We start from the raw sequence: 24,654 nt of genomic DNA, 5'->3' as shown, positions 1-24,654 counted from the left end.
TGGGGTTCCCGCCCATGCCTCTCTATGCACTGGAAGATGTGTCTCCCGAGGTGATTCCCGGCGCCTACTGGATTGCGCCTACTGCATCTGTCATCGGCCGGGTGCGCCTGGCTCGCGACGTGAGCGTGTGGTGGGGCGCGGTGCTGCGCGGGGACATGGACCTCATCGACGTGGGGGAGGGCACCAACATCCAGGACGGCTCCATCCTCCACACCGACGCGGGCATGCCCCTGGTGATTGGCGCGCACGTCACCGTGGGTCACCGGGCCATGCTCCATGGGTGCACCGTGGGCGATGGCAGCCTCATCGGCATCGGCGCCACCATTCTCAACGGCGCGCGCATCGGCAAGGGCTGTCTCATCGGCGCCCACGCGCTCGTCACCGAGGGGACGGAGATTCCGGATGGCTCGCTCGTGCTCGGCGCTCCCGCGCGCGTCGTGAAACAGGTGAACGAGGTGCAGAAGCACGTGCTCGAAGGTTCGGGCCCCCACTACGTGCACAACGCCGACCGCTACCGGAAGACGCTGCGACACATCGGCGATTGAGCCAGCGTTCGGGGTCGCGCGGGACCGGGCGGTGGGGACTTGCCGTCGTGGCCTGAGCCAAGATGGCGCACTCCGCTCCAATCTGGAGCGCGCAGGAGATCCAATCTGGACGGGAGTCCCCTCTTTTTCGAGCAGTTCCCGTCTGAAGGTGCACTGGCACACGGCTCGCACCGAGGGGAGGTGACCTCTCACCGCTCGTGAATATTGCGCGAGCGGTAGAGCAACGGGCCGGAGACACCCATGCACGTCATCAAATCGAAACAATTTGTATCACTGTGGCTGCTCACACTCGTGGCGCTGAGCGCTGGCTGTGGTTCGGAGCAGGGCGGAGCGCAGTCTGAGTCGGCGCCCATCGGCGAAGCGCGGCAGGAGGTCGTCGAGTGGACGGGCAAACTGCCCGCGGGTCGCTGGAACCACACCGCCACGCGGCTCGCGGACGGGAGGGTGCTCGTAGCCGGCGGTGAGACGTCGACGGGCGCGTACAGCTCGGCCTATCTCTACAACCCGGCCACGGGCACCTGGACGGCCACGGGCTCCATGAGTGCCGCGCGCACCATGCACCGCGCCGTGCTGCTCGACGATGGCCGCGTCCTCGTCATGGGCGGCAACAACAGCACCACCAACCACTACAGCGCGGAAATCTATAACCCGGCCACGGGCACCTGGACGTCGACCGGCTCGCTCAACCAGCGCCGCCGCTTCCACGCGGCCGTGAAGCTGAGCAACGGCAAGGTGCTCGTCGTGGGCGGCCTCTTCAATATCAACGATACCTACCTCGCGTCGGCGGAGCTCTATGACCCCGCCACGGGCACGTGGACCTACGCGGGCTCCGGCCTGTCCGCCGCGCGGATGGGTGCCACGGCCATCCTGCTGCCGGATGGCCGGGTGGCGGTGCTGGGCGGTCAGGCCTACTCCGGCACCACGGATGTCTCCACCCGGGTGGAGCTGTTCGATCCCGCGACGAACACGTTCAGCACGGCGGGCTCACTCAACACGAGCCGCTACCTGGCGGGCTTCGTGGGGCTCGCCGACGGACGCATCCTCGCAGCGGGCGGCTCGGGTTATCTGAGCTCCGCGGAAATCTACAACCCAGCGACGCAGACCTCCCAACCCATCAACCCGATGGCGCAGGGCCGCTCTTCCTTCGCGCTGGTCGCCCTCGACTCCACGCGCATCCTCGCGGTGAGTGGCAGCTTCAGCGGCAGCCCCCCCTACAGCCTGTCCTCCATCGAGGCCTACGACACCACCACCGGCACCTGGAGCACCTTCGGCTCGCTGCACACCGCGCGCAGCGCACACTCCGCCACGCTGCTGACCGGCACGCCGCTGCGGGTCCTCGTGGCCGGAGGCGCCGCCGGCTCCGAGGCCCTGACCAGCGCGGAGCTCATCAAGGACGGGCCGGACACGACACCTCCTACGTGCACGATGCTGTTCCCCTCCGCCGGGACCACCCTCAAGCAGACCTACACCCTGGCCGTCAGCGCGTTCGACAACGTGGACGTCACCTCGGTGCAGTTCTACGTGGACGGCGCCCTCCTCGGCACCGCCGCCCACCCCTTTCCCACCTCGGATCCGAACTTCTACTCGCTCTCCTGGAACACCGCGTCGGTGGCCAATGGCGCCCACACGGTGTCGGCCACCGCCCGGGATGCCGCGGGCTACGTCACGTCCACCAGCGTGAGCATCACCGTGGACAACGACCTCACGCCGCCCACCGTCAGCCTCACCGCGCCCGCGCAGGGGGCCACGCTGAGCCTGACGGCCACCCTGACGGCGGCCGCGTCCGACAACGTGGGCGTCTCCCGCGTCGAGTACTACCGGGGCACCACGCTGCTCGGCTCCTCCACGTATTCGCCGTACAGCGTGGGCTGGGACACGACGCTGGTGGCCAATGGCGCGTACACGCTCACCGCGAAGGCCTACGACACCACCGGCAACGTGGCGCAGTCCTCCGGCGTGTCCGTCACGGTGGCCAATGAGACGGTGCCGCCCACCGTCAGCCTCACCGCTCCCACGGCGGGCGCCGTGCTGCTCGGCACCGTCACCCTGACGGCGGACGCAGCGGACAACGTGGGCGTCTCCCGCGTGGAGCTCTACCGGGGCAGCACCCTCATCGCGACGGACTACTCCTCGCCGTACAGCGTGACGTGGGACACGCGCTCTGTGGCCAATGGCGCGTACACGCTCACCGCGAAGGCCTACGACGCGGCCCGCAACACCACCACCTCGGCGGCCGTCAACGTCACGGTGAACAACGACCTCACGCCGCCCGCCACCAGCATCACCGCTCCTTCGGCCGGGGCCACGCTGAGCGGCGGCGTCACCGTGTCCGCGAGCGCGTCGGACAACGTCGCGGTGGCCCGCGTGGAGCTCTACCGGGGCACCACGCTGCTGGGCTCGGACGACACCGCGCCCTACGGCGTGACGTGGGACACCACCACCGTCGCCAACGGGAGCTACACGCTGACGAGCAAGGCCTTCGACACCTCGGGGAACGTCACCACCTCCGCGGGTGTCACCGTGACGGTGGGCAATGACCTCATCGTCAACGGGGGCTTCGAGGGCTCCTCCAGCCCGTGGACGCTGTACAACCAGGCCTTCTGGATGAACGGCGGCTCCTCGCCGCACAGCGGCTCCGGCAACCTCGAGCTGGGCCGCGCCACCTACTACTACGGCTCCGCCGAGCAGACGCTCACCCTGCCGGCCGGAAGCGCGCCGACGCTGTCCTTCTGGCTGTACATCACCTCCAGCGAGACCACGACGGTCTACCAGTTTGACCGGCTTTCCGTGCAGCTCGTGGACACCTCGGGCTCGGTGCTCGCGACGCTGGCGAGCTTCTCCAACCTCAACAAGGGGACCGGCTACGTGCAGTACTCCTACAGCCTGGCTCCGTACGCGGGACGGACGGTGACGCTGCGCTTCGGCGCCACGAATAGCAACTCCCTCGTCACCGTGTTCAAGCTGGACGACGTCTCGGTGAAGTAGCGCCCGTCATCGGGACGGCAGTACGGGTTGCCTGTCCGGTGTCGAACATTCACCGGCAGTGTAGGTTCTCCTGGGAGTGCTGGAATTGCGGTTTTTCACTACTTTCCCCTGAGTGCGCCGGGACCGTGTCTGTCTTTGGCTCCGGCGCACCTCACCCGCACCCCAGGAGGTTGTCTCATGGCAACGATGAAGAGGTGGTGGCTTGCGATGCTGGCGCCGGCGATGCTCTCGCTCGGCTGCCTCGAAGGACCCGAAGCGCAGCCGTCCGAGCCCGTCCAGGAGGAGCTCCGTGAGGGAGAGGCGGCCCTGGCCACGGCCGTCTTCACCGGCACGGTGAAGGACTCCACGGGCAAGATCGTTCCGGGCGCCACCGTCAACATCAATGGAATCAACCGGACCACGGACTCGGCCGGCAAGTACTTCGTCTCCCTCACGGCCGTGACCACGGGCTACCTCCTCAACGTGAGCAAGGCGGGCTATGGCCCGGTGACGGAGTTCCTGGCCGCCGGAAAGCTCAACGCCGTCCACGTATTGCCGGTGGCCACGGTGCGGCAGATCAACCCGACGGTGAACTCCACCATCGAGACGCAGGACGTGCAGATCTCCATTCCGGCCAACTCGCTGGTCAACGCCGCCGGCGCGCCGGTGACGGGCACGGTGAACGTCTCGATTGCCACCTACGCGCCGCTGAGCATGCCGGGTGACTTCACCGCGGTGAACTCGAGCGGGAGGACGGTGGCACTGGAGTCCATCGGCGCCTTCTTCGTCGGGGCGACGGACAGCCAGGGCGGGGCGGTGAACCTGGGGCTGAACAAGACGGCGCAGGTCTTCCTCAGGGTTCCCGCGCAGGTGAAGACGATGCCACCCTGCGTCACCCAGAGGACCTGCCGCGCGGCCATGTGGCGGTACGACAACACGACGAACCGCTGGGTGGAGCAGAACGCCAACTTCTCCCCCACCTCCACGGGCACCAACTTCACGCTCATCGGTGGCCCGGCCTCCCGGCCCGGCAACCTCGTGCCCACCAACGGCGGGCTCGGCACGTGGAACGCGGACATCGAGAAGACCAACCCCGCGTGCACCATCATCGAGTTCGTGGGCTTCGACTCGGCCTGCTACGGCGCGTCGGGCCTCACCGTCAACCTGCAGCTCCAGAACGCCGCGGGCACGTTCATCACCAAGACGGACACCGTGGCCTCGGACGCGCTCTTCATCGCCCTCTACAACACGCGCGCCAACGTGGAGCAGGAGGTGGGCATCGCCTTCCCCGCGGGAGCTCCGGAGACCTGCGGCAACCTGACGATTACGTCCACGCCGGGGCCCGTCGGTGGCTATCCCGTCTACACGCCCCCCACTGGCGGCTTCACGCGGTTCGACTCGGGTGCTCCGTGGGGTGGCGTCGGGTTCCCGAAGGACTCCGGCGGCAACAACATCGACCTGACGGATGTTCTCACCGGCGACCATCCGTGCAACTCGCACGTGACGTTCACCCACAACTGACGTGAAACACCGGCGCGACCGCACCTGTTGCCGCGGTCGCGCCGGTTCCGTGCCCGGAGGCTACAGCGCCGTCGCGCAGGTGCAGGTGCTGGCGAGGCCGTAGCAGGCGTTCGAGGACGCGGGGACGACGGAGTAGCAGTACGTACGGCCGCTCAGCACCTCGCCGTCGGTGTAGCTCGTCGTGGTGACGGTGGCGGCGCGCACCTTGCCGTAGCTGCACGCGGCGACGCCCTCGGACTTCATCACCCAGTACTGGCTGGCGCTGGCGACGGAGCCCCAGCTGAGGGACACCTGGCCGGTGCCCGCCGTGACGGTGAGGGTGGGCGCGGTCTTCGGGCCGGTGGCACAGCCGCTGTTCACCGCCGTGGGCGTGGTACAGGCGATGTTGTGGCGGTTGAAGGCGGCATAGATGGCCGTCATGTGCGGCGTGCCGTCGTTGATGTTGCCGTTGTCGTCATCCGCGGCCAGCCACTGCTTGTAGCCGTGGGTGGCGGCGCAGCCGTCGGACGTGCCGGCGGTGCAGCTGCAGGCGTGCCACGCGCCGACGTTGCCGCTGCCCTGGTAGAAGACCTTGTTGCCGATGATGTTCGCCGTGTTGGCGTCGTAGTTGAAGGGCGCGGCGCGCAGGTCGCGAGCGACGAAGTCCCACGCCGCCTGGCGGACGGGGGACGCGGCGCAGTGGACCTGCTTGCCGCAGGGGCCGGTGCCGGAGCTGCAGCGGCTGCAGACGAAGTTCTGCGGCGTGGAGGGCGTCTGGTTGGCGTGGGCGCCCCAGTCCGCGTCGCGCACGCCGGAGCACTTCGTGGTGCACCACGCGGCGCCCGTCTGGGCCTCGTTCACGTTGTAGCCCGTGCCGTCCGGCGTCATGCCGCAGCCGTTGTTCGTCGTCTGGAAGAAGCCGTAGCCCACGCACGAGGCCGGCAGGCGGTAGATGGCCGCGATGTCCGCGTAGGCCTCGCTGGAGTTGGACAGCGTGCCCGCCGCGTCGTTGTCATCCAGGCCGTGGCCCCACTCGTGGTCGAACACGGCGGCAATCTCGCCCGTGTTCCGGCAGCCACCGCCGCTGCGGTAGAAGTTGACCGTCGAGCCGTTCCAGAAGGCGTTGCAGGTGCTGACGATGTTGACGTTGGCGGTGAGCTGGCTCTGGAGCCACGTGTTGGTGGGCAGCCAGCCACGGGCCACCTCGGCGATGCGGTTCAGCTCGTAGAAGGAGCTGCGCGCCGCGGGAGTGGTGCCGGCGGACAGCGTGCAGTCATGCTGGTTGTTGGTGCCCCCCAGGTTGATGGAGCCCGCGGCGGAGGAGGTGATGGCGCCGCAGCCATCGCTGACGCGCACGTACTTGCCGGCCAGCGTGGTGGTGGTGGTGCCGGAGGTGTAGTTGAAGACGCCCGAGCCGTCGGTGAAGTTGTTGGGCGACGCGAAGCCCGTGTTGGCCCACGGCATCGGCGTATCGGCCTGCATCGTGCCGCACGTCGCGGTGCCGGTGCAGATGCCGGTGTTGGTGAGCGGGTAGACGCCGCCGCGGATGTTCTGGTCGAGGTAGTGGTTGTCATCCTCCAGCGCGAGCACCTCGCCGCTGGTGGCGTCCACCGTCACCTTCCAGTGCTCCTGCTCGCCGGGCATCTGGATGCCATATGTCCAGACGAGCTGGTGGCCCTGGCCCCTACCGAAGCCCGCGTCCTTGATGGCAACCGGCGCAATCTCCAGCGTGGGAGCCATCCACTGCTCGGAGACGCTCTCGTAGAGGCCGAAGTGCTCGTTGCCCGCCGTCACCGCGCCGTCCGCGGACACGAGGGGCAGGGGCGCGATTTCGACGTTGCTCCAGTTCTCCGTGCCCAGGAGGATGAGGTTGCCGTGGCTGATGGTGGCGGCCAGGCGCCCGTGGCGGACGGGGATGCCCTTGAACTGCTGCGGGATGGAGACCTGCCAGAGCTGCTCCGTCACCTCCGTGACGCGAGGCTCGCCGAGCTGGAGCAGGTCCACTCCGATGACCTCGCGGTTGGCCTCGACGAACTTCACGAGCAGGTCGGCGACGACGGCCTGGTCCACCTTGCTGACGGAGCGCCCGAGCTGCTGGCGTACGCCGGAGAGCGTGAGCGTGTTGCCCACGCCGTCACCGGGGATGAGGGGGATGGCTCCCTGGATGTTGGTGGCCGCGCCGGTGATGCGGTCCACGTAGATTTCGAACCCCTTGCCGTTGCGCGTGAAGAAGTCGTCCCAGGCCCGTGCGCGATCAGGGCTCAGGCTGGGCAGGGCCTCCTGGAGGGGCAGGTGGCCGCTGGGGAGGGACAGCTCCGGCTTGAAGAAGGCCTGGCTCGTCAGCGAGCCGCCCGTGCGGGGCGAGGGCGGATCGATGGCCAGGGCCTGCGTCGTCCACAGCAGTGTGAGACACACGGCTGGTTTGAACAGTCGTTGCATGGTTGCTCCTGCGCGTGAAAGGAATTGCGGCGACGGGGATGATGCGTGTCAGGGAGCAGGTCGGAAATCCCCGCTTTTCTTATATTTCCGGTTCACTGCCGGTGTGCGCATCGGGGCGCCGGGGAGTGTTGAGTGGTGGACACTCATGCCCCGCGCGTCACCCTGGGCCACGTCGCGCTCCCGTGCTACCTGGGGCGCTCACGGGGCACCTCGCGTGCCGCCCCCTTCCGAGAGACCGTCCATGACCCACGCCCTCCTCGACGTGCTCGGCCTGGCCGAGCGCAACCCCGGCACCTACCTCGGCAGCGGTGAGTGGTCCGGTGGCTCCCCGGATTCCGACATCGAGGTCTTCAACCCGAGCAACGGCCAGCGCCTCGCGCGGGTGTCCTCGGCGAGCGCGGAGGATTACGAGCGCCTCGTGCGGAGGGCGGAGCAGGCCTTCGCCGTCTGGCGCTCGACGCCGGCGCCCCGGCGTGGCGAGGCCGTCCGCCTGTGTGGCGAGGCGCTGCGCCGTCACAAGGACGCGCTCGGCTCGCTCGTCTCGCTGGAGATGGGGAAGATCAAGGTCGAGGGCGACGGCGAGGTGCAGGAGATGATCGACATCGCCGACTTCGCGGTGGGCCAGTCGCGCATGCTGTACGGGCTGTCCATGCACTCCGAGCGCCCCGGCCACCGCATGTACGAGCAGTGGCATCCGCTGGGCCTGGTGGGCGTCATCAGCGCCTTCAACTTCCCGGTGGCCGTCTGGGCGTGGAATGCGTTCATCGCCGCCGTCTGCGGGAACATCTCCATCTGGAAGCCGTCGCCGAAGACGCCGCTGTCCGCCATCGCGGCCACGCGCATCTGCAACGAGGCGCTGAAGGCCGGTGGCTTCCCCGAGGTATTCTTCCTGCTCAACGACGGCGGCACCGCGCTGGCGCAGCGGTTGGTGGATGACCCGCGCGTGGCCCTGGTGAGCTTCACCGGCTCCACCGCCGTGGGCCGTCAGGTGGGCGTGCGCGTGGCCCAGCGCCTGGGGCGGAGCCTCCTGGAGCTGGGCGGCAACAACGCCATCATCGTGGACCGCACGGCGGACCTGAAGCTGGCGATTCCGGCCATCGCCTTCGGCGCGGTGGGCACCGCCGGCCAGCGCTGCACCTCCACGCGCCGGCTCATCGTGCACGAGTCGCTGTTCGACGACGTCGTGGCCCGGCTCACCGCGGCGTACAAGCAGGTGGAGTCCCGGATTGGCGACCCGCTGCAGCCGGGCACGCTGATGGGGCCGCTCATCGACAGGGCCGCGGTGCAGCGCTTCGAGGCCACGGTGGAGAAGGCCCGGGCGTCCGGCGGCACGGTGGTGACGGGCGGCAGGGCCCTGGGCGGTCCGGGGAACTTCGTGCTGCCCACCCTCATCAAGGGCCTGTCGCCCACGGACGAGGTGGTGCGGACGGAGACCTTCGCGCCCATCCTGTATGTGATGCCCTACCGGACGCTGGAGGAGGCCATCGCCATCCAGAACGGCGTGCCGCAGGGGCTCTCCTCGGCCGTCTTCACGACGGACCTCAAGGTGTCCGAGCAGTTCCTGTCCGCGGCCGGCTCCGACTGCGGCATCGCCAACGTGAACATCGGCACCTCGGGCGCCGAGATTGGCGGTGCCTTCGGTGGCGAGAAGGAGACGGGGGGAGGACGTGAGTCCGGCTCCGACGCATGGAAGGCCTATATGCGGCGGCAGACCAATACGCTCAACTACTCGGACGCCCTGCCGCTGGCGCAGGGCATCCGGTTCGACGTGTGACACGCCGTCGCGCACGGCCCGTTTCATGACATGAACCGTTGCGTCATGCGTCAGGGATGCGGGTCGGAGCGCAGTAATTACTGATACATCCGGGTATTCAGGAACTCGGTGCGTACCTGCGGTGAAGCCGACGCCTGTCTGCCCTCGATGACGCGGAGAGACGGGGCGGCTCCATGACAGAACCATGACAAAGCGCGGGAGGCGTCATGACCCTTCGACCTCCCCGGCCTCGGTAGGGTGACGGTGTCGTCGCGAAACCCTCGGAGTCCTCCGCATGCGTGTCATCACCGCATCCCTGCTCGTGGAAGCCGTCACCGAACTGTCGAAGAGCTCGCCGCTCGTGAAGGCGAAGGACGTATTCGCCTGGTGTCAGCGGAACGGCGTGGACTACCAGGGTGACGGGCTGCTCCATCAGGCGCTCTGGGACGCGGACCGCGACGAGGCGCGCGGCCAGCGCCGGCTGCTGAGGTTCAAGAGCGGCGAGTGCAAGCAGTCCCGCGTGGGCTGGACGGTCATCGCCCGCGGCGCGAAGGCGCGTGACGCCGCGGCCCGCCTGGGCTGGGACGAGATGTTCTGGAACGGCGAGCAGTGGGAGTGGCTCCACGGGCCGCACCCCAAGGCGGTGCCCCCCGTGGGAGCGCAGTCGGTCGCGGCGTAGCGGGCCTGCGGGCCGATTCGGTGGCGGGGCGCCCGTTCGCGGATGACGCCCTGCGCCAATCGCGCCCTGCCGTGCCCTCGAATGTCAGACCCGACACGTATGGTTCTCCTCGTCGGCACACACGAGGGGGCCATACGCATGAGCGCGTCTGTCATTGATAACCGCGTCGAAATCGCTTTCAGCTTCGATACCACCGGCAGCATGTATCCGTGCCTCGCGCAGGTGCGGAAGAAGCTGCGCGGCACGGTGTCCCGGCTGATGAAGGAGATTCCCGGCATCCGCATCGGCATCATCGCGCACGGGGACTACTGCGACGCGGGCTCCACCTATGTCACGAAGGTGCTGGACCTGACGGACGACGAGAACGCCGTCGTCCGCTTCGTGGAGCGGGTGGGGCAGACGGGCGGCGGCGACGCCCCCGAGTGCTACGAATTGGTGCTGCACGAGGCGCAATCCCTCTCATGGACGGCGGGCTACACGCGCGCCTTCGTGTTGATTGGTGATGACGTCCCGCACGCGCCCAACCAGAACCCGAAGAAGCTGGACTGGCGCAAGGAAGTGGACGCGCTGGGTCGGATGGGCGTGCCGGTGTACGGCGTGCAGGCGCTCGCGCGCCGCCATGCGACGCCCTTCTACAAGGAGCTGGCGGAGAAGTCGGGCGGCTTCCATCTGAGCCTGGACCAGTTCGCCCACGTCACCGACATGCTGCTGGCCGTCTGCTACAAGCAGTCGTCCGACACGCAGCTCCAGGCCTACGAGGCCGAGGTGGTGAAGGAAGGCCGCATGAGCCGCGGGCTGAACGCCATGTTCAGCACGATGCTCAAGCGCAAGACGCCGTCCATGTACGGTGAGGCGGACCTGCGCGCCGTGCCGCCGGGCCGGTTCCAGGTGCTGGACGTGGACCGCGCCATGCCCATCAAGGACTTCGTGCAGGAGAACGGCCTGGGCTTCAAGACGGGCCGCGGCTTCTACGAGTTCACCAAGACGGAGACCATCCAGGGCCACAAGGAGGTGGTGCTGATGGACCGCAAGACGGGCGACCTCTACAGCGGCGCGCGCGCCCGCGAGCTGCTCGGCCTGCCCGAGGGCGAGACGGTGCGCATCCGCCCGGCGAGCCTGGAGAAGTACATCGTCTTCGTGCAGAGCACGTCGGCCAACCGCAAGCTGATGGGCGGCTCGAAGTTCCTCTACGAGGTGGAGGACTGGGACGGCGTGAAGGCCGCCGCGGCGTAGCCTTGCGACGGAGCGCGGGCACCGTCCTCCGGCCCGAGGACGGTGTCCCGCATCCAACGGCGGCAGGTGGCGCCGCCGCGAGCTTTATCGACTGATGACCACCGCGGGTTGAAGGTGCAGGGGGGCGCGCCTAGCTCGCATCCGTGCGCTTCTGGGTTTCCTGGCTGCTGCTCTGCGCGGGCTGCGGCGTCTTTGAGCTCCATCCCTACGAGCTTCGCGGCGGGGACACGGAGCGGCATGCCCGGGCGCTCGAGCGGCTGCGGCGTGGAGAGGGGGAGGGCCCGCTGCGCTTCGCGGTGCTCGGCGACATCCAGCTCTTCCTGGACGACGCCTCGGACGCCGTGGAGGACGTGAAGCAGCGGGGGGACGTGGACTTCCTGGTGCAGGTTGGAGACTTCACCGAGTACGGCTCCGCGCAGGAGTTCGAGTGGGTGGCCGGGCTCCTCGATGAGGTGCCGGCGCCGTCCTTCGTGGTGATTGGCAACCATGACGTGCTGGGCACCGGGGCGGACCTCTACCGGCGAACCTTCGGGCCGACGTTCCTCTCGTTCGATTACGCGGGCAGCCGCTTCGTCCTCTTCGACTCCAACTCGCGCGAGTACGCCTTCCCGGGCGACATCCCGGATGTGCAGGCGCTGCGCGAGGCGCTCTCGGCGGAGCCGGAGCCGGCCCACCGCTTCACCTTCTCCCACGTGCCGCCGGGGCACGGTGACTTCGATGCGGCCCTCACGGAGCCGCTGGAGGCGCTCCAGGCGGAGCTCGGCGTCTCCGTCTCCTTCCATGGGCACATCCATCAGTTCGGCAGCGAGGTGCGGCGGGGCGTGCCGTACTTCGTCGCGGACTCGGTGGAGCACCGCAACTACCTGCGAGTCATCGCCGATGGCCCCCAGGTGCGCGTCGAGCAGGTCTTCTTCTGATGGCGGCGCGGTGGCAACCCGGAGCGCTCGTCCTGGCGCTGGTGCTCGCGTCGGCGGTGGCGCGCGCGGAGGCTCCGGACGAGGAGGCTCCGTGGTTCGTGCCGGACCATGCGACGCTCCAGGTCGCGGGTTCCATCGGCCTGCTCTCCGCCGGGCCGGGGTGGGGCTTCCTCCATGACGGTGTGGACGCGGGGCTGCTGCTGGGTTGGGCGCCTCCGGCCGTGGCGGGCGAGGACTTCCTCACCCTGACGCTCAAGGGGCAGTGGCATCCGTTCCGGCTCGACTGGCGCGGGTGGGCGCTGCGGCCGCTTACGGTGGGGCTGATGCTCAGCTACACCTTCGGCGACGCGTACTTCGTGAAGCTGCCGGAGCGCTATCCCGACAGCTACTACTGGTTCAAGACGGCGCTGCGGCCCGCGCTGCTGCTGGGCGCCTCCGCGGGGCGGCCGGTGCCCGCGCTGGGCCTGCGGTTGCTGGAGGGGTACGTGGAGCTCGTCGCCACCGACTACCGGTTGCTCCACTTCCTCCGTGGCCCCTCGACGGTGGGCACGGGGCTCTTCTCCCTGGCGCTGGGGGCGAAGCTCCGGTTTTGACGTCCGGCCCTCAATTCGCGGCGGGGCTCGCGGCGGTGGGGGCTTCGGCTTGCTCCGAGCTGCCTCGCAGGCGGCGGAGGATGCGCGGGGCCTCCACGGCGAAGCGGGCCTGCGCGTCGGGCAGCGAGTTGTCGTGCAGGTCCGTGATTTCGGTACCGGGCAGCCCCGCGCCGAAGCGCACCTTCAGATTCTGACCGATGAGCGCGTAGCGCGGCTCCCAGCCGATGGTGGTGAGCAGGTACCGCGACGCGTCCGGCCGGGTCATCGGGATGCCGTCGCCGAGCTGGGCCGCGTCATGCGTGTCGCCGAGCAAATCGAACAGGGTGGGCACCACGTCGATGTGGCCGGTGACGGAGTCCACCTCGCCCGGGGGCAGGCGCTCGTCGAAGATGACCATGGGCACGTGGAGCTGCGACTCCGTCACGTCGCTGGCGTGGCCCACGCGGCCGTGCTCGCGGAACTCCTCGCCGTGGTCTCCGGTGAAGAGGATGAGCGGACGCGTACCGCGCGCGGCCTCGATGCGCGACAGCAGCGCCTCCACCTTGGTGTCCACCTCGTACGCGGCATTCCAGGCGCGGGCCTTGAGTTGCTCGGCGGGGACGCGCGTGGTGGCGAGGCCGCCGCTGCCATCCCAGGCGGGGCTGAAGATTTCGGAGCGGGGCGGGTAGTCGTAGTCGAAGTGCGTGCCCGCGAAGAACAGGAAGAGGAAGAGCGGCGTGTCGAGGGGCGCCGTCTCCACCACGGAGAGCGCGTCCTTCACCATGGCCTCGTCGCGCAGGTGGCTGCTGCCTTCGTAGTCGGTGCGGAGCCCGCCCTGCACGTCGCGGAAGACGGTGTCCTTCAGGCCCATCCAGTCCACCGAGGACGCGGCGAAGAAGGCCTGGTGGTAGCCATTCTGGCGCAGTGCGGGGAAGAGGAGCGGCGCCCGCCCGGCGCCCACCACCGCGTCGCGACGCTGGGCCTCCAGCCCGAAGAAGAGGCTGAAGAGGGAGTAGTCCGTGGAGCTCGCCCCGCTGTGGTGGAGCAGGAAGCGCGTGCCGTGCGCGGCGCGGCGCCACAGGTTCGGCATCACGTCCTGGCGGAAGAAGTCGTCGCGCAGGCTCTCCACCAGGATGATGACGATGTCGGGCCGACGCGTGAAGCGCACGGAGGCGGGGTCGATGCTCCCCGCGGGGAGGCCAGCCTCGGGGCTCACGCCGAGGCGCAGGCCCGCGGCGGGAGGCGCGCCGGTGAAGCGCGTCAGCAGCGTGTTCATCCGCACCGGCGCCTGGAGGGGCAGGGTGGTGGCGGCGTGCTGGACGGCGCCGCCGTGCGAGAAGATGAGGTACGCGCTCAGCAGCCGCTCGCCGGCGCAGAGCAGCAGCAGGGCGAGCACGAGGCGCGGGACGCGGCGCGGGCCGTGGAGCCGCCGCATGAAGCGGACCCCCGCCCACACGTCGACGCCCAGCACCGCCACCACGGCCAGCGCGAAGAGGAGGACCTCGGTGTGGGAGAGCCCCGTCTCGGAGAGGGCGCGCGGCTGCAGCGCCACCGCCAGCACGAGCCCGTTGATGTGGAAGCCCAGGGACGACAGGACGAGCGAGTCCACCCCGAGCAACGCCACCGCCAGCGCGGTCACCACCGCCGCGGCCGGCGCGTAGTGACGGCCGAGCAGCACCAGCGGCAGCCCCGCCGTGAAGATGAGCAGCCCGAGGAACAGGGCCTGGACGACACCGCCCGCGAGCACCAGGGGGCGCACGGCCGGGGCGATGGGCTCGGCGGCGGACAGGAGCGAGCCGCCGAAGAGCACGAGCGAGAGCAACCCGTGCAACACGCACCACACGAGTGCGGAACCCAGGAGCGGCCGGGCCTCGTCCAGCCGGCGGCGGAGCCCTGCCGCGGCGGGAGGGGCGTGAGGCGGTTGTGACATCGCGCTTCCTGCTAGCCCGCCACAGGCGGATGTTCAAGAAGTGACGGACGCCCGGCCGCTCCTCCACCCGGGAGGCGTGAGGCGGCCTTGTAGCCTCCATCGCCTGCCGTCAGGGCCCCACCGCTCGCTCCGGCTCGCGGCGGTGCGGCCCGGCGCGGCATCGGCAACGAGGGAGGCCGAGCCCATCGGGACCGATGCCTCGTGGCGGCGGTTCGCCCGGTGCGACGCGAGCTGGAAGCCCGTGTCGGGCAGAGGGGCCGGTGAGAGGATGGCCGCATGCCCCCACGCAAGCTCGTCCGGCACCTCGTCTGGTTGGAGTCCTTCGCCGCCGCCGTCGAGGCCGGCAGCATCGAGGCCGCCGCCGAGCACCTGGGCGTGGCCCGCTCCGTGGTGAGCGAGCACATCCGCGCGCTGGAGGTGGCCCTCGCCGAGGGAGCGCCCCTGCTGGAGCGCGGCCCGGGCCGCCGCCTCCAGCTCACCGCCCGGGGCGAGCGCCTCTTCGCGGGCACGCAGACGCCGCTGCACCAGCTCGACATGAAGCGGCTGCAGGACCTGGCCAGCGCCGAGCCCGTGGTGCGCCTGGGCCTCAACCCGACGCTGTCCTTGTCCCTCTTGGGGGATGTGGCGCGCGAGGCCGCCTCCCACGGCCTCAAGCTGGTGCTCAGCTTCGGCGGCCCGCACGAGCTGACCCGCCAGGTCCAGACGCGGCAGCTCGACCTCGCGCTGGACTTCACGCCGCTGCCGCCCCACGAGGGTGTGGAGTCCGAGTCCCTGCTGCGCATGCCTTTCGTGGTGCTGGCCGGGCCCGACAACGCGCTCGTCCGCGAGGCCGCCTCCCGACGGACGCTGCACGTGAAGGAGCTCGAGGGACAGCCCTTCGTGGACTGGCTGCGGGATGACCCGTACGGAGGCGCCAACAGCGCGCGCTTCGCCACCCATGGAGTGACGGTGGTGGAGGTGGCCCGCGCGGAGAGCTTCCTCCTCATCTACGAGCTGCTCCGGGCCTTCAAGGCCTGCGCCATTGCCCCGGACCTGCGGCTGATGCACCCGTTTCCACCCGACATCCGCGCCTGGCCCCTGCGCGAAGAGGAGCCGCAAGCCGTGGAAGTGGTGGCCCTCTGGCCCTCCGGCGCCCTCAGCCCGGGGGCCCGCACCCTCCTCGACGGGGTGCGTCATGTGCATCCCGGCCGTCGTTAAAACGACGAAGCCGTCGAATTCTGCCGGATTTCCGTTTCGAAGAAGAAGGGGTATATTATCGCAGTAGAAGATTCTTCCAGGAGTGGATACGGATGACCCCCACGGAACGGACGATTGCCCGCCTCCCCGCCCACCTGCGTCGCTACGTGGTGGGCCAGGATTATGCGGCGTACACCGCTCGGGATCAGGCCGTATGGCGCAACATCCTGGGCAAGCTGCGCGGCCACCTCGCGGACAAGGCGCATCCCGTCTACCTGGAAGGCCTGGAGGCGACGGGTATCGGCACGGAGTCCATCCCCAGCCTCGACGAGATGAACGAGAAGCTGTCCCGGCTGGGCTGGGCGTGCGTGGGCGTGCGCGGCTTCATTCCTCCCTCCGTCTTCACGGAGTTGCAGGCGCTGGGCGTGCTGGCCATCGCCGCGGACATCCGCACGCACGAGCACATCGAGTACACGCCGGCGCCGGACATCGTCCACGAGAGCGCGGGCCACGCGCCCATCATCGCCAGCCGCCGCTACGCGGAGTACCTCAAGGCGTGCGGGATGGTGGGCTTCAAGGCCATTGCCAGCGCGGAGGACCAGGCCGTCTTCGAGGCCATCCGCAACCTGTCCGTCGTGAAGGAGGACCCGGACGCGAGCGAGGACGAGGTGGCCCACGCGCAGGCGCGGCTCGAGGCCGCGAGCGCGAGCCGCCGCTTCGTCAGCGAGAGCACGCGGGCCAGCCGCCTGTACTGGTGGACGGCGGAGTACGGCCTCATCGGTGCCCTGGAGAACCCGCGCATCTTCGGCGCAGGCCTGCTGTCGAGCATCGGCGAGGCGCAGCACTGCCTCACCTCGGCGGTGAAGAAGCTGCCGTTGACCGTGGCATGCGCGGACACGGATTACGACATCACGCGCATGCAGCCGCAGCTCTTCGTGGCGCGCGACTTCGAGCACCTCTTCGAGGTGCTGAAGGAGTTCGAGGCCTCGCTGGCGTGGAAGCGCGGCGGGGACTTCGGGCTGGCGGAGGCGCTGCGCTGCGGCACCGTGAACCACCTGGTGCTGGCGGACGGGCGCGAGGTGACGGGCCGGGTGTTGGAGATGATGGCCGCGCCGAAGCAGGTGGCGCCGGGGCTCGGCACGGCGCTGGTGCGGCTGGACGGCCCGGTGATGGCGTCGCGCGGCGGGAAGGCGCTGGAGGGCAAGCCGTGGAACGGCCCGGCGCTGGTGGCATTTGGCGCGGGCACGCTCCCGGAGCGCGGCCCGTTCAAGCGGGTGATGGAGAGCGGGCTGGAGCTGGAGGGGTTCGCCTCCGGCAATGGCGAGGTGCTGGCGCTGCGGGGCCGGCTGGCCGGGCGCGAGCTGGATGTGCCCGCGGTGGCGAAGCTCTTCGTCAGCACGCACCTGCCCTCGGTGGCGGGCGGGCCGGCGGACCCGGAGGCGTGGGACCAGTGGTTCGGCGAGCTGAGCGCCTTCTCCGAGGGCGACGGCGAGTCGAAGGCGCGCTCGCGCAAGGCCATGGCCCTGCACCCGTCGCTGGCCGCGCTCTACCGCGAGGTGCGGCAGATGCGTGAGTCGCGCACCGTGAAGCCCGATCGGCTCGCGCAGATTGCCGCCGCCGCCACGGACTTCCCGGACGACTGGCTGCTGCGCACCGAGGTGGAGGAGCTGCGCGCGCCTCGCGCCTGAGCCCGCCGAGCAGTTCCTTGGAATCACCCAGCGCCCTCTGCTCCTCACGAGCGGAGGGCGTCGACGTTTCGTGCGATGCACGAAGCGTCGAGGGCCGCACCCCTGCTTCGGCCATTGCGGCCGAAGGTCGCTGCTCCGCGCGAGCGGACGGCCTCCACGTTTCGTGCAATCCGCGCGCGAAACGTCGCCCACCGGAAACGCCACGGGCCCATCCGCGCGGAGGACGCACGGACAGGCCCGGGGTGGACGTCAGTCAGCTCCCGAACGGGAGCAATGCCTCACTTCTCCTTGGAGGCAATCTTGCGCAGCGCCTTCTGGTCGCGCACGCAGAGGATGCGGCCGACGTTGCCGAGCACGCCCTCGCGCTTCATCTCGTTGATGAGCGTGGACACGAAGGAGCGCGAGGCGCCGACCAGGTCCGCGAGGTCCTGCTGCGTAATCCCGCGCAGGTCCGTCTCACCGCCGTGCGGGCAGCGCTCGCCGTGCGCCTCGACCAGGGTGAGCAGGGTGTCCGCCAGACGGGCCGGAACCTCCTTGAACGTCAGGCCCAGCACGCGCTTGCGCAGCGAGCGGACGCGCTCGGCGTAGGCGCGCACCACGTCCACCGCCAGGGCCGGACGGGCCTCGAGCTGCGCGCGGAAGTCGCGGCCCTCGATGCTCCAGACCTCGGCCTCACCGGCGGCCACCGCCATCTCCTCGATGGGCGTGCCCTCGGGACGGAACAGCTCGCCGAAGAGGTCGCCCGGGCGGAGGATGGACACCACGGAGCGGGTGCTGTTCTTGCCAATGCGCATCAGGCGCACGCGGCCGGACTTCAGCAGATAGACGCGGTCCGTGTTGTCGCCGGGGCGGTAGATGGTCGAGTTGTGCGGGAAGGACTCGACCTTGAAGTACCCCTTGAAGTCGATGGCCTCCTGCCCGGGGATGAGCTTGTTGGCGGTGACCATCATCCCGGAGGAGGTCGTCTGCAGCGGCGCCACGACGTTGGAACCGATGGGGCCGAGGGGGCGGTTGAAACCGTGCATGGCATTCACTCCGTGGAAGAAAGGAAGGGGAAGACCGGCCGCCTGCTTCAGCGGCGAACGGGAGTTTCCTTTTCCAAGTTACGTGCCAACCGGGAATGAAGTGCTTCCGGGAGAACACCTTGAGTAATGCCGGGTACTTAGCGCTACAGGACAGGACCACCCGGCTTTCTGTGTCCAAAACCTGAAACAGAACGTTCAAACAGTCTGATCAAGTTGAACGGAACGTTCAATCCGGGCGCCCCAATGTCGCGCCCGCGACAGTGTTCAGGAGGCGTCCTTCACGGGGAAGGTGTGCACTTGAGGGCCCTGCCCCTGTGCCAAACCGTACTTCTGGAGCTTGCGCTCCAGGGTGGGGCGGCTGATTCCAAGAATCTGGCAGGTGCGACCCTTGTGCCCCTTGGTGACGGCCATCGCACGGGCGATGAGCACGCGCTCGGCCTCTTCCAGGGTGGGGATGAGGCTCGCGTCGTCCACCGCGGGGGCGGCGAACAGGGCGCCCGTGGCGGCGGGGCGGCCGGCCTCCTGGGCCGGGGTGGCCTCCAGCGCGGGCAAATCATCCCCGCGCAGCACGTCGCCGGGGGCGAGCACCACGGCGCGCGTGAGGACGTTCTCCAATTCGCGCACGTTGCCGCGCCAGGGCAGGCGGGTGAGCCGCTCCATCACCTCCACGGGCACGCGGGTGACGCGCTTGTGGACCTTCTCGTTGATGCGCTCGAGCAGGTGCTTCACCAGCGGGGGGATGTCCTCGCGCCGCTCGCGCAGCGGGGGAATCTGGAGCGTAATCACCTTGAGGCGCTGGTAGAGGTCCTCGCGGAAGCGCCCCTGGGTCACCTCCTCGACGAGGTGGCGGTGGGTGGCGGCGATGACGCGTGCGCGCAGTTTGATTCGCTTCACACCGCCCACGCGCTCGAACTCGCGCTCCTGGAGGACGCGCAGGAGCTTGGCCTGGAGCATCAGCGACATGTCGCCAATCTCGTCGAGGAAGACGGTGCCGTCCTCGGCCAGCTCGAACTTGCCGGGCTTGCCGGCGGTGGCGCCGGTGAAGGCGCCCTTCTCGTGGCCGAACAGCTCGCTCTCCAGCAGCGTGTCGACGATGGCGGAGCAGTTGATGCCGATGAAGGGGCGGGGCTCGTCGTAGGAGTAGTTGTGGATGACGCGGGCGATGAGCTCCTTGCCGGTGCCGCTCTCGCCGGTAATCAGCACGGTGGCGTGGCTGCCCGTCACCTTGCCAATCTCCTTCACCAGCTGCTGCATCAGCGGGCTGGTGCCGACGATGTCGCCGAGGCGCGCGGCGGCATTCTCGCGGTTGACCTCATCCGCGCGGCGCGAGAGCTGGCGGTACTCCAGCGCGCGCTCCACCACGAGGTCCAGGGCGGCCGGGTCCGGGAAGGGCTTGTGGATGTAGTCGAAGGCCCCGGCCTTCATGGCCCGGATGGTGGTCTCCATGTCGTGGTACGCGGTGACGAGGATGATGCGCGCGTCCCCGCAAAGCCCCTTCATCTCCTCGATGATTTCCAGGCCCGTGCGGTCCGGGAGCATCATGTCGAGGATGACCACGCTGGGCATGCTCTCCTGCGCGGCGCGCAGGCCCGCGGCCGCGCTGGTGGCCGTCACCACGTGGTAGCGCGGCTGGGCGTCCTGCTCTATCTCCTCGAAGTGCATCTTCAGCGTTTCGAGGAGCGAGACGTCGTCGTCGACGATGAGAAGGGTCTCCATGGCGTCGTCTCAGGTGGCGAACGTCAGGGTGAAGACCATGCCCGGCTCGGCGCTGCCCTCGGCGGCCACGTCTCCGCCCTGGCCCATCATCACCCGGCGCAGCGCGGCGAGCGACAGGCCCGCGCCCCTCGCCAGGCGTGAGCCGAAGGGCTCGAAGAGGGTGCCGCGCTCCTCCGGGGGAAGGGCGGCGGCGGGGTCCTTGAGCACCATCAGCACCCGGCCTTCTCCGCCGCGCTTCAGCGACACCTCGACGGGGCTGTTCTCGGGCTGGCCCATGGCGATGTTGAGGAGCACCTGCGCCAGCACGGGGCGCAGCCGGTTGGGGTCCACGCGCACGCGCGGCAGCTCCGGCTCCTCGTCCACGCTCACCTCGATGTGGCGCTCCGCCAGTTCCGGGGCCACCATGCCGGTGGCCTCCTGCAGCACCGAGCGCAGCGGGTGCGCGTCCAGGTTGGGCGTGGTGTCCCGGCCGTACTCGGACAAGAGCCACAGCATCCGCTCCATGGTGCGGATTTCGCGGTTGGCGATGGTGAGCCGCCGCCTGTCCCGGTCCGACAGGCCGGTGTTCCGGGCCAGCGTCTGCACCGCCATCTTCACCGAGGACAGCGGGTTGCGAATCTCGTGGCTGAGCGAGGACGACAGGCGGGAAATCTGCACCGGAGGAGCGCCCTCCAGCACGGTGTCCAAATCCAATACGCCGGCGCAGGCCTCGCCCGCGTCCAGACCCAGCGTGAGGCGCAGGGGCGTGGCGTCTTCACTCCCGAGCTGCGCGGAGATGAACTCCACGGCGCGGCGGTCTTCACGGGCGCGGGCGTCCAGCTCCCGAGCGCGCTCGGCGGACACACCGAGCACCACGTGGAGCGGACGCTCCAACAGCTCCGCGGTGGGGCGGCGCAACACGGTTGCGGTATCGCCCTCGACACGGGTCACCCGCAGGCTTGGAGACCAGGCGAGCAACACGGCTTGCAGAAGGTGGGCGTTCATTTGGTGGGCCTGAAACATAGCGAGTAAGGTTGCTCGCTGTCCCCATGCACCTCACGGCACGTCTTCCGAAGAACCTTGTGGCATCCCTTCTCTTCCTGTCGGGGGCCACCGCGCTGGTCTACGAGCTCGTCTGGTCCAAGTACCTCGGGAACGTCCTCGGGAACAGCGGGCAGGCTCACGCGGTGGTGCTCGCCACCTTCATGGGCGGGCTGGCGCTGGGGGCTTCTGTCTTCGGGCGGACAGCCGACCGGGTGAAGAACCCCCTCGCCCTCTACGGGCTGCTGGAGCTGGGCGTGGGCCTGTATGCCCTGGCCTTCCCGTACGTGCTGGAGGCCCTGGGGGCGCTGTGGCTGGTGCTGGCGCCGGGCGTGCCGGACGGATGGCGGGTGGCGCCCCGCCTGCTGGTGGCGTCGCTGTCTCTGGTGGTGCCCACGCTGCTGATGGGAGGCACGCTGCCCGCGCTGGTGCGGCACTTCGCCTCGTCGCTGGCGGGCGTGCAGCGGGAATTGGCCCGCCTGTATGCCGTCAACAGCCTGGGCGCGGCGGTGGGCGTCTTCATCGCGGGCACGCGCCTGGTGCCCGCGCTGGGCCTGTCGGCCTCGGCGAAGGGGGCCGCGGCGCTCAACGTGCTCCTGGCCCTGGCGGCGCTGGCCCTGGCGCGGCGGAATCCTCCGTCCCTGGCACCGGGCCAGGCCGCGCCCGAGGTGGAGGGGGCGGCGGAGGTGGCCTACCCCCGCGTGGCGGTGCGCGCGGCGCTGGTGGGCGTGGCGCTGTCGGGCTTCACGTCCATGCTGTACCAGGTGACGTGGATCCGCCTGCTGTCCATCGTCCTGGGCGCGTCCACGTATGCCTTCACGCTCATCCTCACCGCGTTCATCCTGGGCATCGGCCTGGGCAGCTTCTGGCTGATGACGCGCGCGGCGAAGGTGGACTCGCTGCGGCTGTACGCGCGCATGCAGGTGGCGCTGGTGGTGAGCCTGTGCGTGGCGCTGCCGCTCTACGTCCGGCTGCCGTACTACTTCCGCACCGCGCGGTGGATGTTGACGCGCGCGCTGGACACGTGGCCCGTGTTCCAGTTCATCACCTTCGGCTTCTGCTGCGCGGTGCTGCTGGTGCCCACCTTCTTCATGGGTGCGGCCTTCCCCGCGGCCGCGCGCGTGGCCACGGCGAAGGTGTCCGAGGTGGGCCGGCAGCTCGGCGGCGTGTACCTGTGGAACACGGTGGGCACCGTCACCGGCTCCGTGCTGGGCGGGCTGGTGCTGATGCCGTGGTGGGGCATGGAGGGCAACTTCGTGGCGGGCGTGGTCGCCAACCTCGCCGCCGCCGCGCTGGCCTTCCACGCGGTGCCGGGACGTCCGCCCAGCCCCGCGCGCGCCCTCTGGCCGGTGGCCGCGGCGGCGGGCCTGGCGCTGGTGGTGCTGGGCGGCATGCGCGGCTGGGCGGTGCGGCTGAGCACCATCGCCTCGCCGCGCGAGTATGCGCACGTGGAGAGCTACGAAAAGCTGCTGGACGATTCGGTGCGCAGCATGCGGCCCGACTTCTACCGGGACGACACCTTCGCCACGGTGATGGTGGCCGAAACGCCGGACCACCGCCGCGTCATGAAGCTCAATGGCAAGGTGGATGCGTCCACCGGCAACGACCTGGAGACGCAGGTGCTGGCCGGACACCTGGGCGCGCTGCTGCACGCGCGCGAGCCGAAGAACGTCCTGGTGATTGGGGCGGGCTCCGCCATCACCGTTGGCAGCGTCCTCGCCCAGCCGGTGGAGCGGTTGGACCTGGTGGAGATTTCTCCCGCCGTCATCGACGCGGCGCGGCTGTTCAAGGACGCCAACCTCAATGCGCTGAATGACCCGCGCACGCACATCTACGTGGACGACGCCAAGACGTTCATGGCGCTGGCGCCGCGCAAGTACGACCTCATCATCAGCGAGCCCTCCAACCCGTGGGTGTCAGGCGTCTCGGGCCTCTTCACGCGGGACTTCTTCCAGACGGTGGACCGGCACCTGACGGACGACGGCGTGCTGGTGCAGTGGATTCACACCTACGAGAACCGGAGCGAGCTCGTCCGCCTCGTCATGCGCACGCTGCGGGACACCTTCCCGCACGCCACCACGTGGCTCGGGCCGTACGACCTCATCCTCGTGGCCAGCCGCAAGCCCTTCCAGTTCGACGCGCGGCAGCTGGCCGAGCGCATGGCCCGCCCCGAGGTGAAGGCAGACCTGGCGCGGGCGGAGATTCACGACGTCTTCGGCCTGCTGTCCAAGCAGGTGCACAGCGAGCAGGGGCAGCGGGAGTTCGCGGGAGAGGGCCCCATCAACACCGACGACCAGAACCTGCTGGAGTACGCGTCGCCCATCGCCTTCTTCCTGGGGGAGCAGGACCGCTACGGCGACGAGCGGCGCGCTCCGGATGGCGGCTCGCGGCTGTACCTGCACGACTACGTGCGTGAGCACCCGCCCACGGCGCGGCAGTTGGAGAACCTGTATCGCAACATGGCCCGCTGGACGCTGGATGACGACGACCTGCTGCTAGGGGTGGTGAGGGCGTGGCATGCGGTGGCTCCGGACAGCCCGGACGCGTCGCTGGCCCTGGCCCGGGCGGCGTTGGCCCACGGGGATGTGTCCACCGCCGCCCCGCTGCTGGAGGCCGAGGTGGCGAAGGGCGGGCGCTCGCCGGAGCTGGTCACCGCGTACCTGAACATGGTGACGGCGCGCACCTGGGCCACGCGCACGGTGTGGATGCCCGCCCCCGACGCCAGCGCCGCGGTGGCACTGGGCCGCGAGGCGGCCGCCGCCCACCCTGACGACGCAAAGCTGGCCCGGGCGCTCGCGGCCCTGTGCAAGGCGTTGCCGGCCCCGGCGTGCGCGGGTGTTTCACCGGCCGCCGTGGCCGCTCCCGCCACGCCCTGAGCACCCTCCCAGGCCCCTCCGGGTGAAGCAGATTAATGTAAACACCCGGAATTGCTTGATCTCAGGGCCATCCTCCCGATGACGGATGGAGGCGGAGAGTGAAATTGCCCTAGGGTTCCGGGCGACCCTGAAACCAGGGTGAGTTTTCAAGCCGTCCCCTCCAGGAGAATCCCATGAAGGCGCTCCCCAAGAAGAACCTCCGCAAGTCCCGTGGTCAGGGCATGACTGAGTACATCATCATCGTGGCCCTCATCGCGATTGCCGCCATCGGCGTCATCACGCTGTTCGGCGACAACATCCGCAAGCTGTTCGGCGCCTCCGCGGCGGCCCTGGCCGGTGAGGACAACGTGGCCAACGACGGCCAGATTGCCGACGACAAGCTGAAGAAGAAGACGATGAAGTCGTTCGGCCAGAACAACACCTACTGAGCCGCGCCGTGCCCGCTCCGGATGGAACCGCCCGTCCCCTGGATGGAGGCTCCTTCCGGTGCGCGGGTGTCGTGGGCGCCGTCCCCCTCCTCGAGCCCCGAGGAGCCGTGCAGGAGGCCGCCCCGCCCGCGCTGTCTGTCTTTCCTTCCATGAGGGCTTGACCCTCACGCGACGTGAGACCCTACACCTGTGT

Annotated in this window: 17 protein-coding genes; 12 read left to right on the top strand and 5 right to left on the bottom strand. The window is 69.5% G+C overall.

Annotation, left to right across the window (positions count from 1 at the left end; genetic code table 11):
- The first annotated feature begins 14 nt into the window (after positions 1-14).
- From ACVTJA_RS37055 to ACVTJA_RS37045, 3 genes are all read left to right on the top strand, one after another.
- Complete coding sequence (locus ACVTJA_RS37055; RefSeq protein WP_465827154.1) at positions 15-545, top strand: gamma carbonic anhydrase family protein; 531 nt, start codon at positions 15-17, stop codon at positions 543-545.
- A 240-nt stretch (positions 546-785) separates the two neighbouring features.
- Positions 786-3,530 (top strand): Ig-like domain-containing protein, encoded by a 2,745-nt coding sequence (locus tag ACVTJA_RS37050; RefSeq protein WP_465827151.1) that lies wholly within the window; start codon positions 786-788, stop codon positions 3,528-3,530.
- Between the two features lie 177 nt (positions 3,531-3,707).
- Positions 3,708-5,030, top strand: coding sequence for a carboxypeptidase-like regulatory domain-containing protein (locus ACVTJA_RS37045; RefSeq protein WP_465827149.1), 1,323 nt, complete (start codon positions 3,708-3,710; stop codon positions 5,028-5,030).
- Positions 5,031-5,090: 60 nt separating this feature from the next.
- Here the strand turns inward: ACVTJA_RS37045 and ACVTJA_RS37040 are convergent, their stop codons facing one another.
- On the bottom strand, positions 5,091-7,448 hold the full coding sequence (locus tag ACVTJA_RS37040; protein WP_465827147.1) for a hypothetical protein: 2,358 nt from the start codon (positions 7,446-7,448) through the stop codon (positions 5,091-5,093).
- Between the two features lie 241 nt (positions 7,449-7,689).
- Between ACVTJA_RS37040 and amaB the strand changes: the two genes are divergently transcribed.
- The 5 genes from amaB (at position 7,690) to ACVTJA_RS37015 (ending at position 12,623) form a co-directional block, all read left to right on the top strand.
- Entirely contained in the window at positions 7,690-9,222 is a 1,533-nt protein-coding gene (gene amaB / locus ACVTJA_RS37035; RefSeq protein WP_465827144.1) for an L-piperidine-6-carboxylate dehydrogenase, read from the top strand.
- A gap of 274 nt (positions 9,223-9,496) precedes the next feature.
- Complete coding sequence (locus ACVTJA_RS37030; protein WP_465827141.1) at positions 9,497-9,880, top strand: hypothetical protein; 384 nt, start codon at positions 9,497-9,499, stop codon at positions 9,878-9,880.
- A gap of 138 nt (positions 9,881-10,018) precedes the next feature.
- The gene (locus ACVTJA_RS37025; RefSeq protein WP_465827138.1) at positions 10,019-11,113 is read left to right on the top strand and encodes a vWA domain-containing protein; all 1,095 of its coding nucleotides are present in this window, start codon (positions 10,019-10,021) and stop codon (positions 11,111-11,113) included.
- 143 nt (positions 11,114-11,256) lie between these two features.
- On the top strand, positions 11,257-12,030 hold the full coding sequence (locus ACVTJA_RS37020) for a metallophosphoesterase family protein (RefSeq protein WP_465827135.1): 774 nt from the start codon (positions 11,257-11,259) through the stop codon (positions 12,028-12,030).
- On the top strand, positions 12,030-12,623 hold the full coding sequence (locus tag ACVTJA_RS37015; protein ID WP_465827133.1) for a hypothetical protein: 594 nt from the start codon (positions 12,030-12,032) through the stop codon (positions 12,621-12,623). Before ACVTJA_RS37020 ends, ACVTJA_RS37015 begins: the two co-directional genes overlap by 1 nt.
- A 10-nt stretch (positions 12,624-12,633) precedes the next feature.
- Here the strand turns inward: ACVTJA_RS37015 and ACVTJA_RS37010 are convergent, their stop codons facing one another.
- Positions 12,634-14,532 (bottom strand): sulfatase-like hydrolase/transferase, encoded by a 1,899-nt coding sequence (locus ACVTJA_RS37010; protein ID WP_465827132.1) that lies wholly within the window; start codon positions 14,530-14,532, stop codon positions 12,634-12,636.
- Between the two features lie 276 nt (positions 14,533-14,808).
- On the opposite strand from ACVTJA_RS37010, the gene ACVTJA_RS37005 reads away from it, so the two are divergent.
- Together ACVTJA_RS37005 and ACVTJA_RS37000 are read left to right on the top strand one after the other, a co-directional pair.
- Positions 14,809-15,729, top strand: coding sequence for a LysR family transcriptional regulator (locus tag ACVTJA_RS37005; RefSeq protein ID WP_465827131.1), 921 nt, complete (start codon positions 14,809-14,811; stop codon positions 15,727-15,729).
- Positions 15,730-15,821: 92 nt separating this feature from the next.
- On the top strand, positions 15,822-17,396 hold the full coding sequence (locus ACVTJA_RS37000; RefSeq protein WP_465827128.1) for an aromatic amino acid hydroxylase: 1,575 nt from the start codon (positions 15,822-15,824) through the stop codon (positions 17,394-17,396).
- A 278-nt stretch (positions 17,397-17,674) separates the two neighbouring features.
- Here the strand turns inward: ACVTJA_RS37000 and mrpC are convergent, their stop codons facing one another.
- The 3 genes from mrpC to ACVTJA_RS36985 form a co-directional block, all read right to left on the bottom strand.
- The gene (mrpC, locus tag ACVTJA_RS36995; protein ID WP_163999786.1) at positions 17,675-18,421 is read right to left on the bottom strand and encodes a Crp/Fnr family transcriptional regulator MrpC; all 747 of its coding nucleotides are present in this window, start codon (positions 18,419-18,421) and stop codon (positions 17,675-17,677) included.
- Positions 18,422-18,685: 264 nt separating this feature from the next.
- On the bottom strand, positions 18,686-20,137 hold the full coding sequence (locus ACVTJA_RS36990; RefSeq protein WP_465827125.1) for a sigma-54-dependent transcriptional regulator: 1,452 nt from the start codon (positions 20,135-20,137) through the stop codon (positions 18,686-18,688).
- A gap of 9 nt (positions 20,138-20,146) precedes the next feature.
- A complete protein-coding gene (locus ACVTJA_RS36985; RefSeq protein WP_465827123.1) occupies positions 20,147-21,121 on the bottom strand; it encodes a sensor histidine kinase in 975 nt (324 codons plus the stop codon).
- A 77-nt stretch (positions 21,122-21,198) separates the two neighbouring features.
- On the opposite strand from ACVTJA_RS36985, the gene ACVTJA_RS36980 reads away from it, so the two are divergent.
- Positions 21,199-24,033 carry a fused MFS/spermidine synthase gene (locus ACVTJA_RS36980; protein ID WP_465827121.1) on the top strand — a complete coding sequence of 945 codons (2,835 nt, stop codon included), beginning with the start codon at positions 21,199-21,201 and terminating at the stop codon, positions 24,031-24,033.
- Positions 24,034-24,206: 173 nt separating this feature from the next.
- Positions 24,207-24,461, top strand: coding sequence for a hypothetical protein (locus tag ACVTJA_RS36975; RefSeq protein ID WP_465827119.1), 255 nt, complete (start codon positions 24,207-24,209; stop codon positions 24,459-24,461).
- The last annotated feature ends 193 nt before the right edge of the window (positions 24,462-24,654 follow it).

Source organism: Pyxidicoccus sp. M6 (assembly GCF_055568925.1).
The sequence above is the reverse complement of the archived record's forward strand: the minus strand, read 5'-3'. Positions and strand labels throughout refer to the sequence as shown.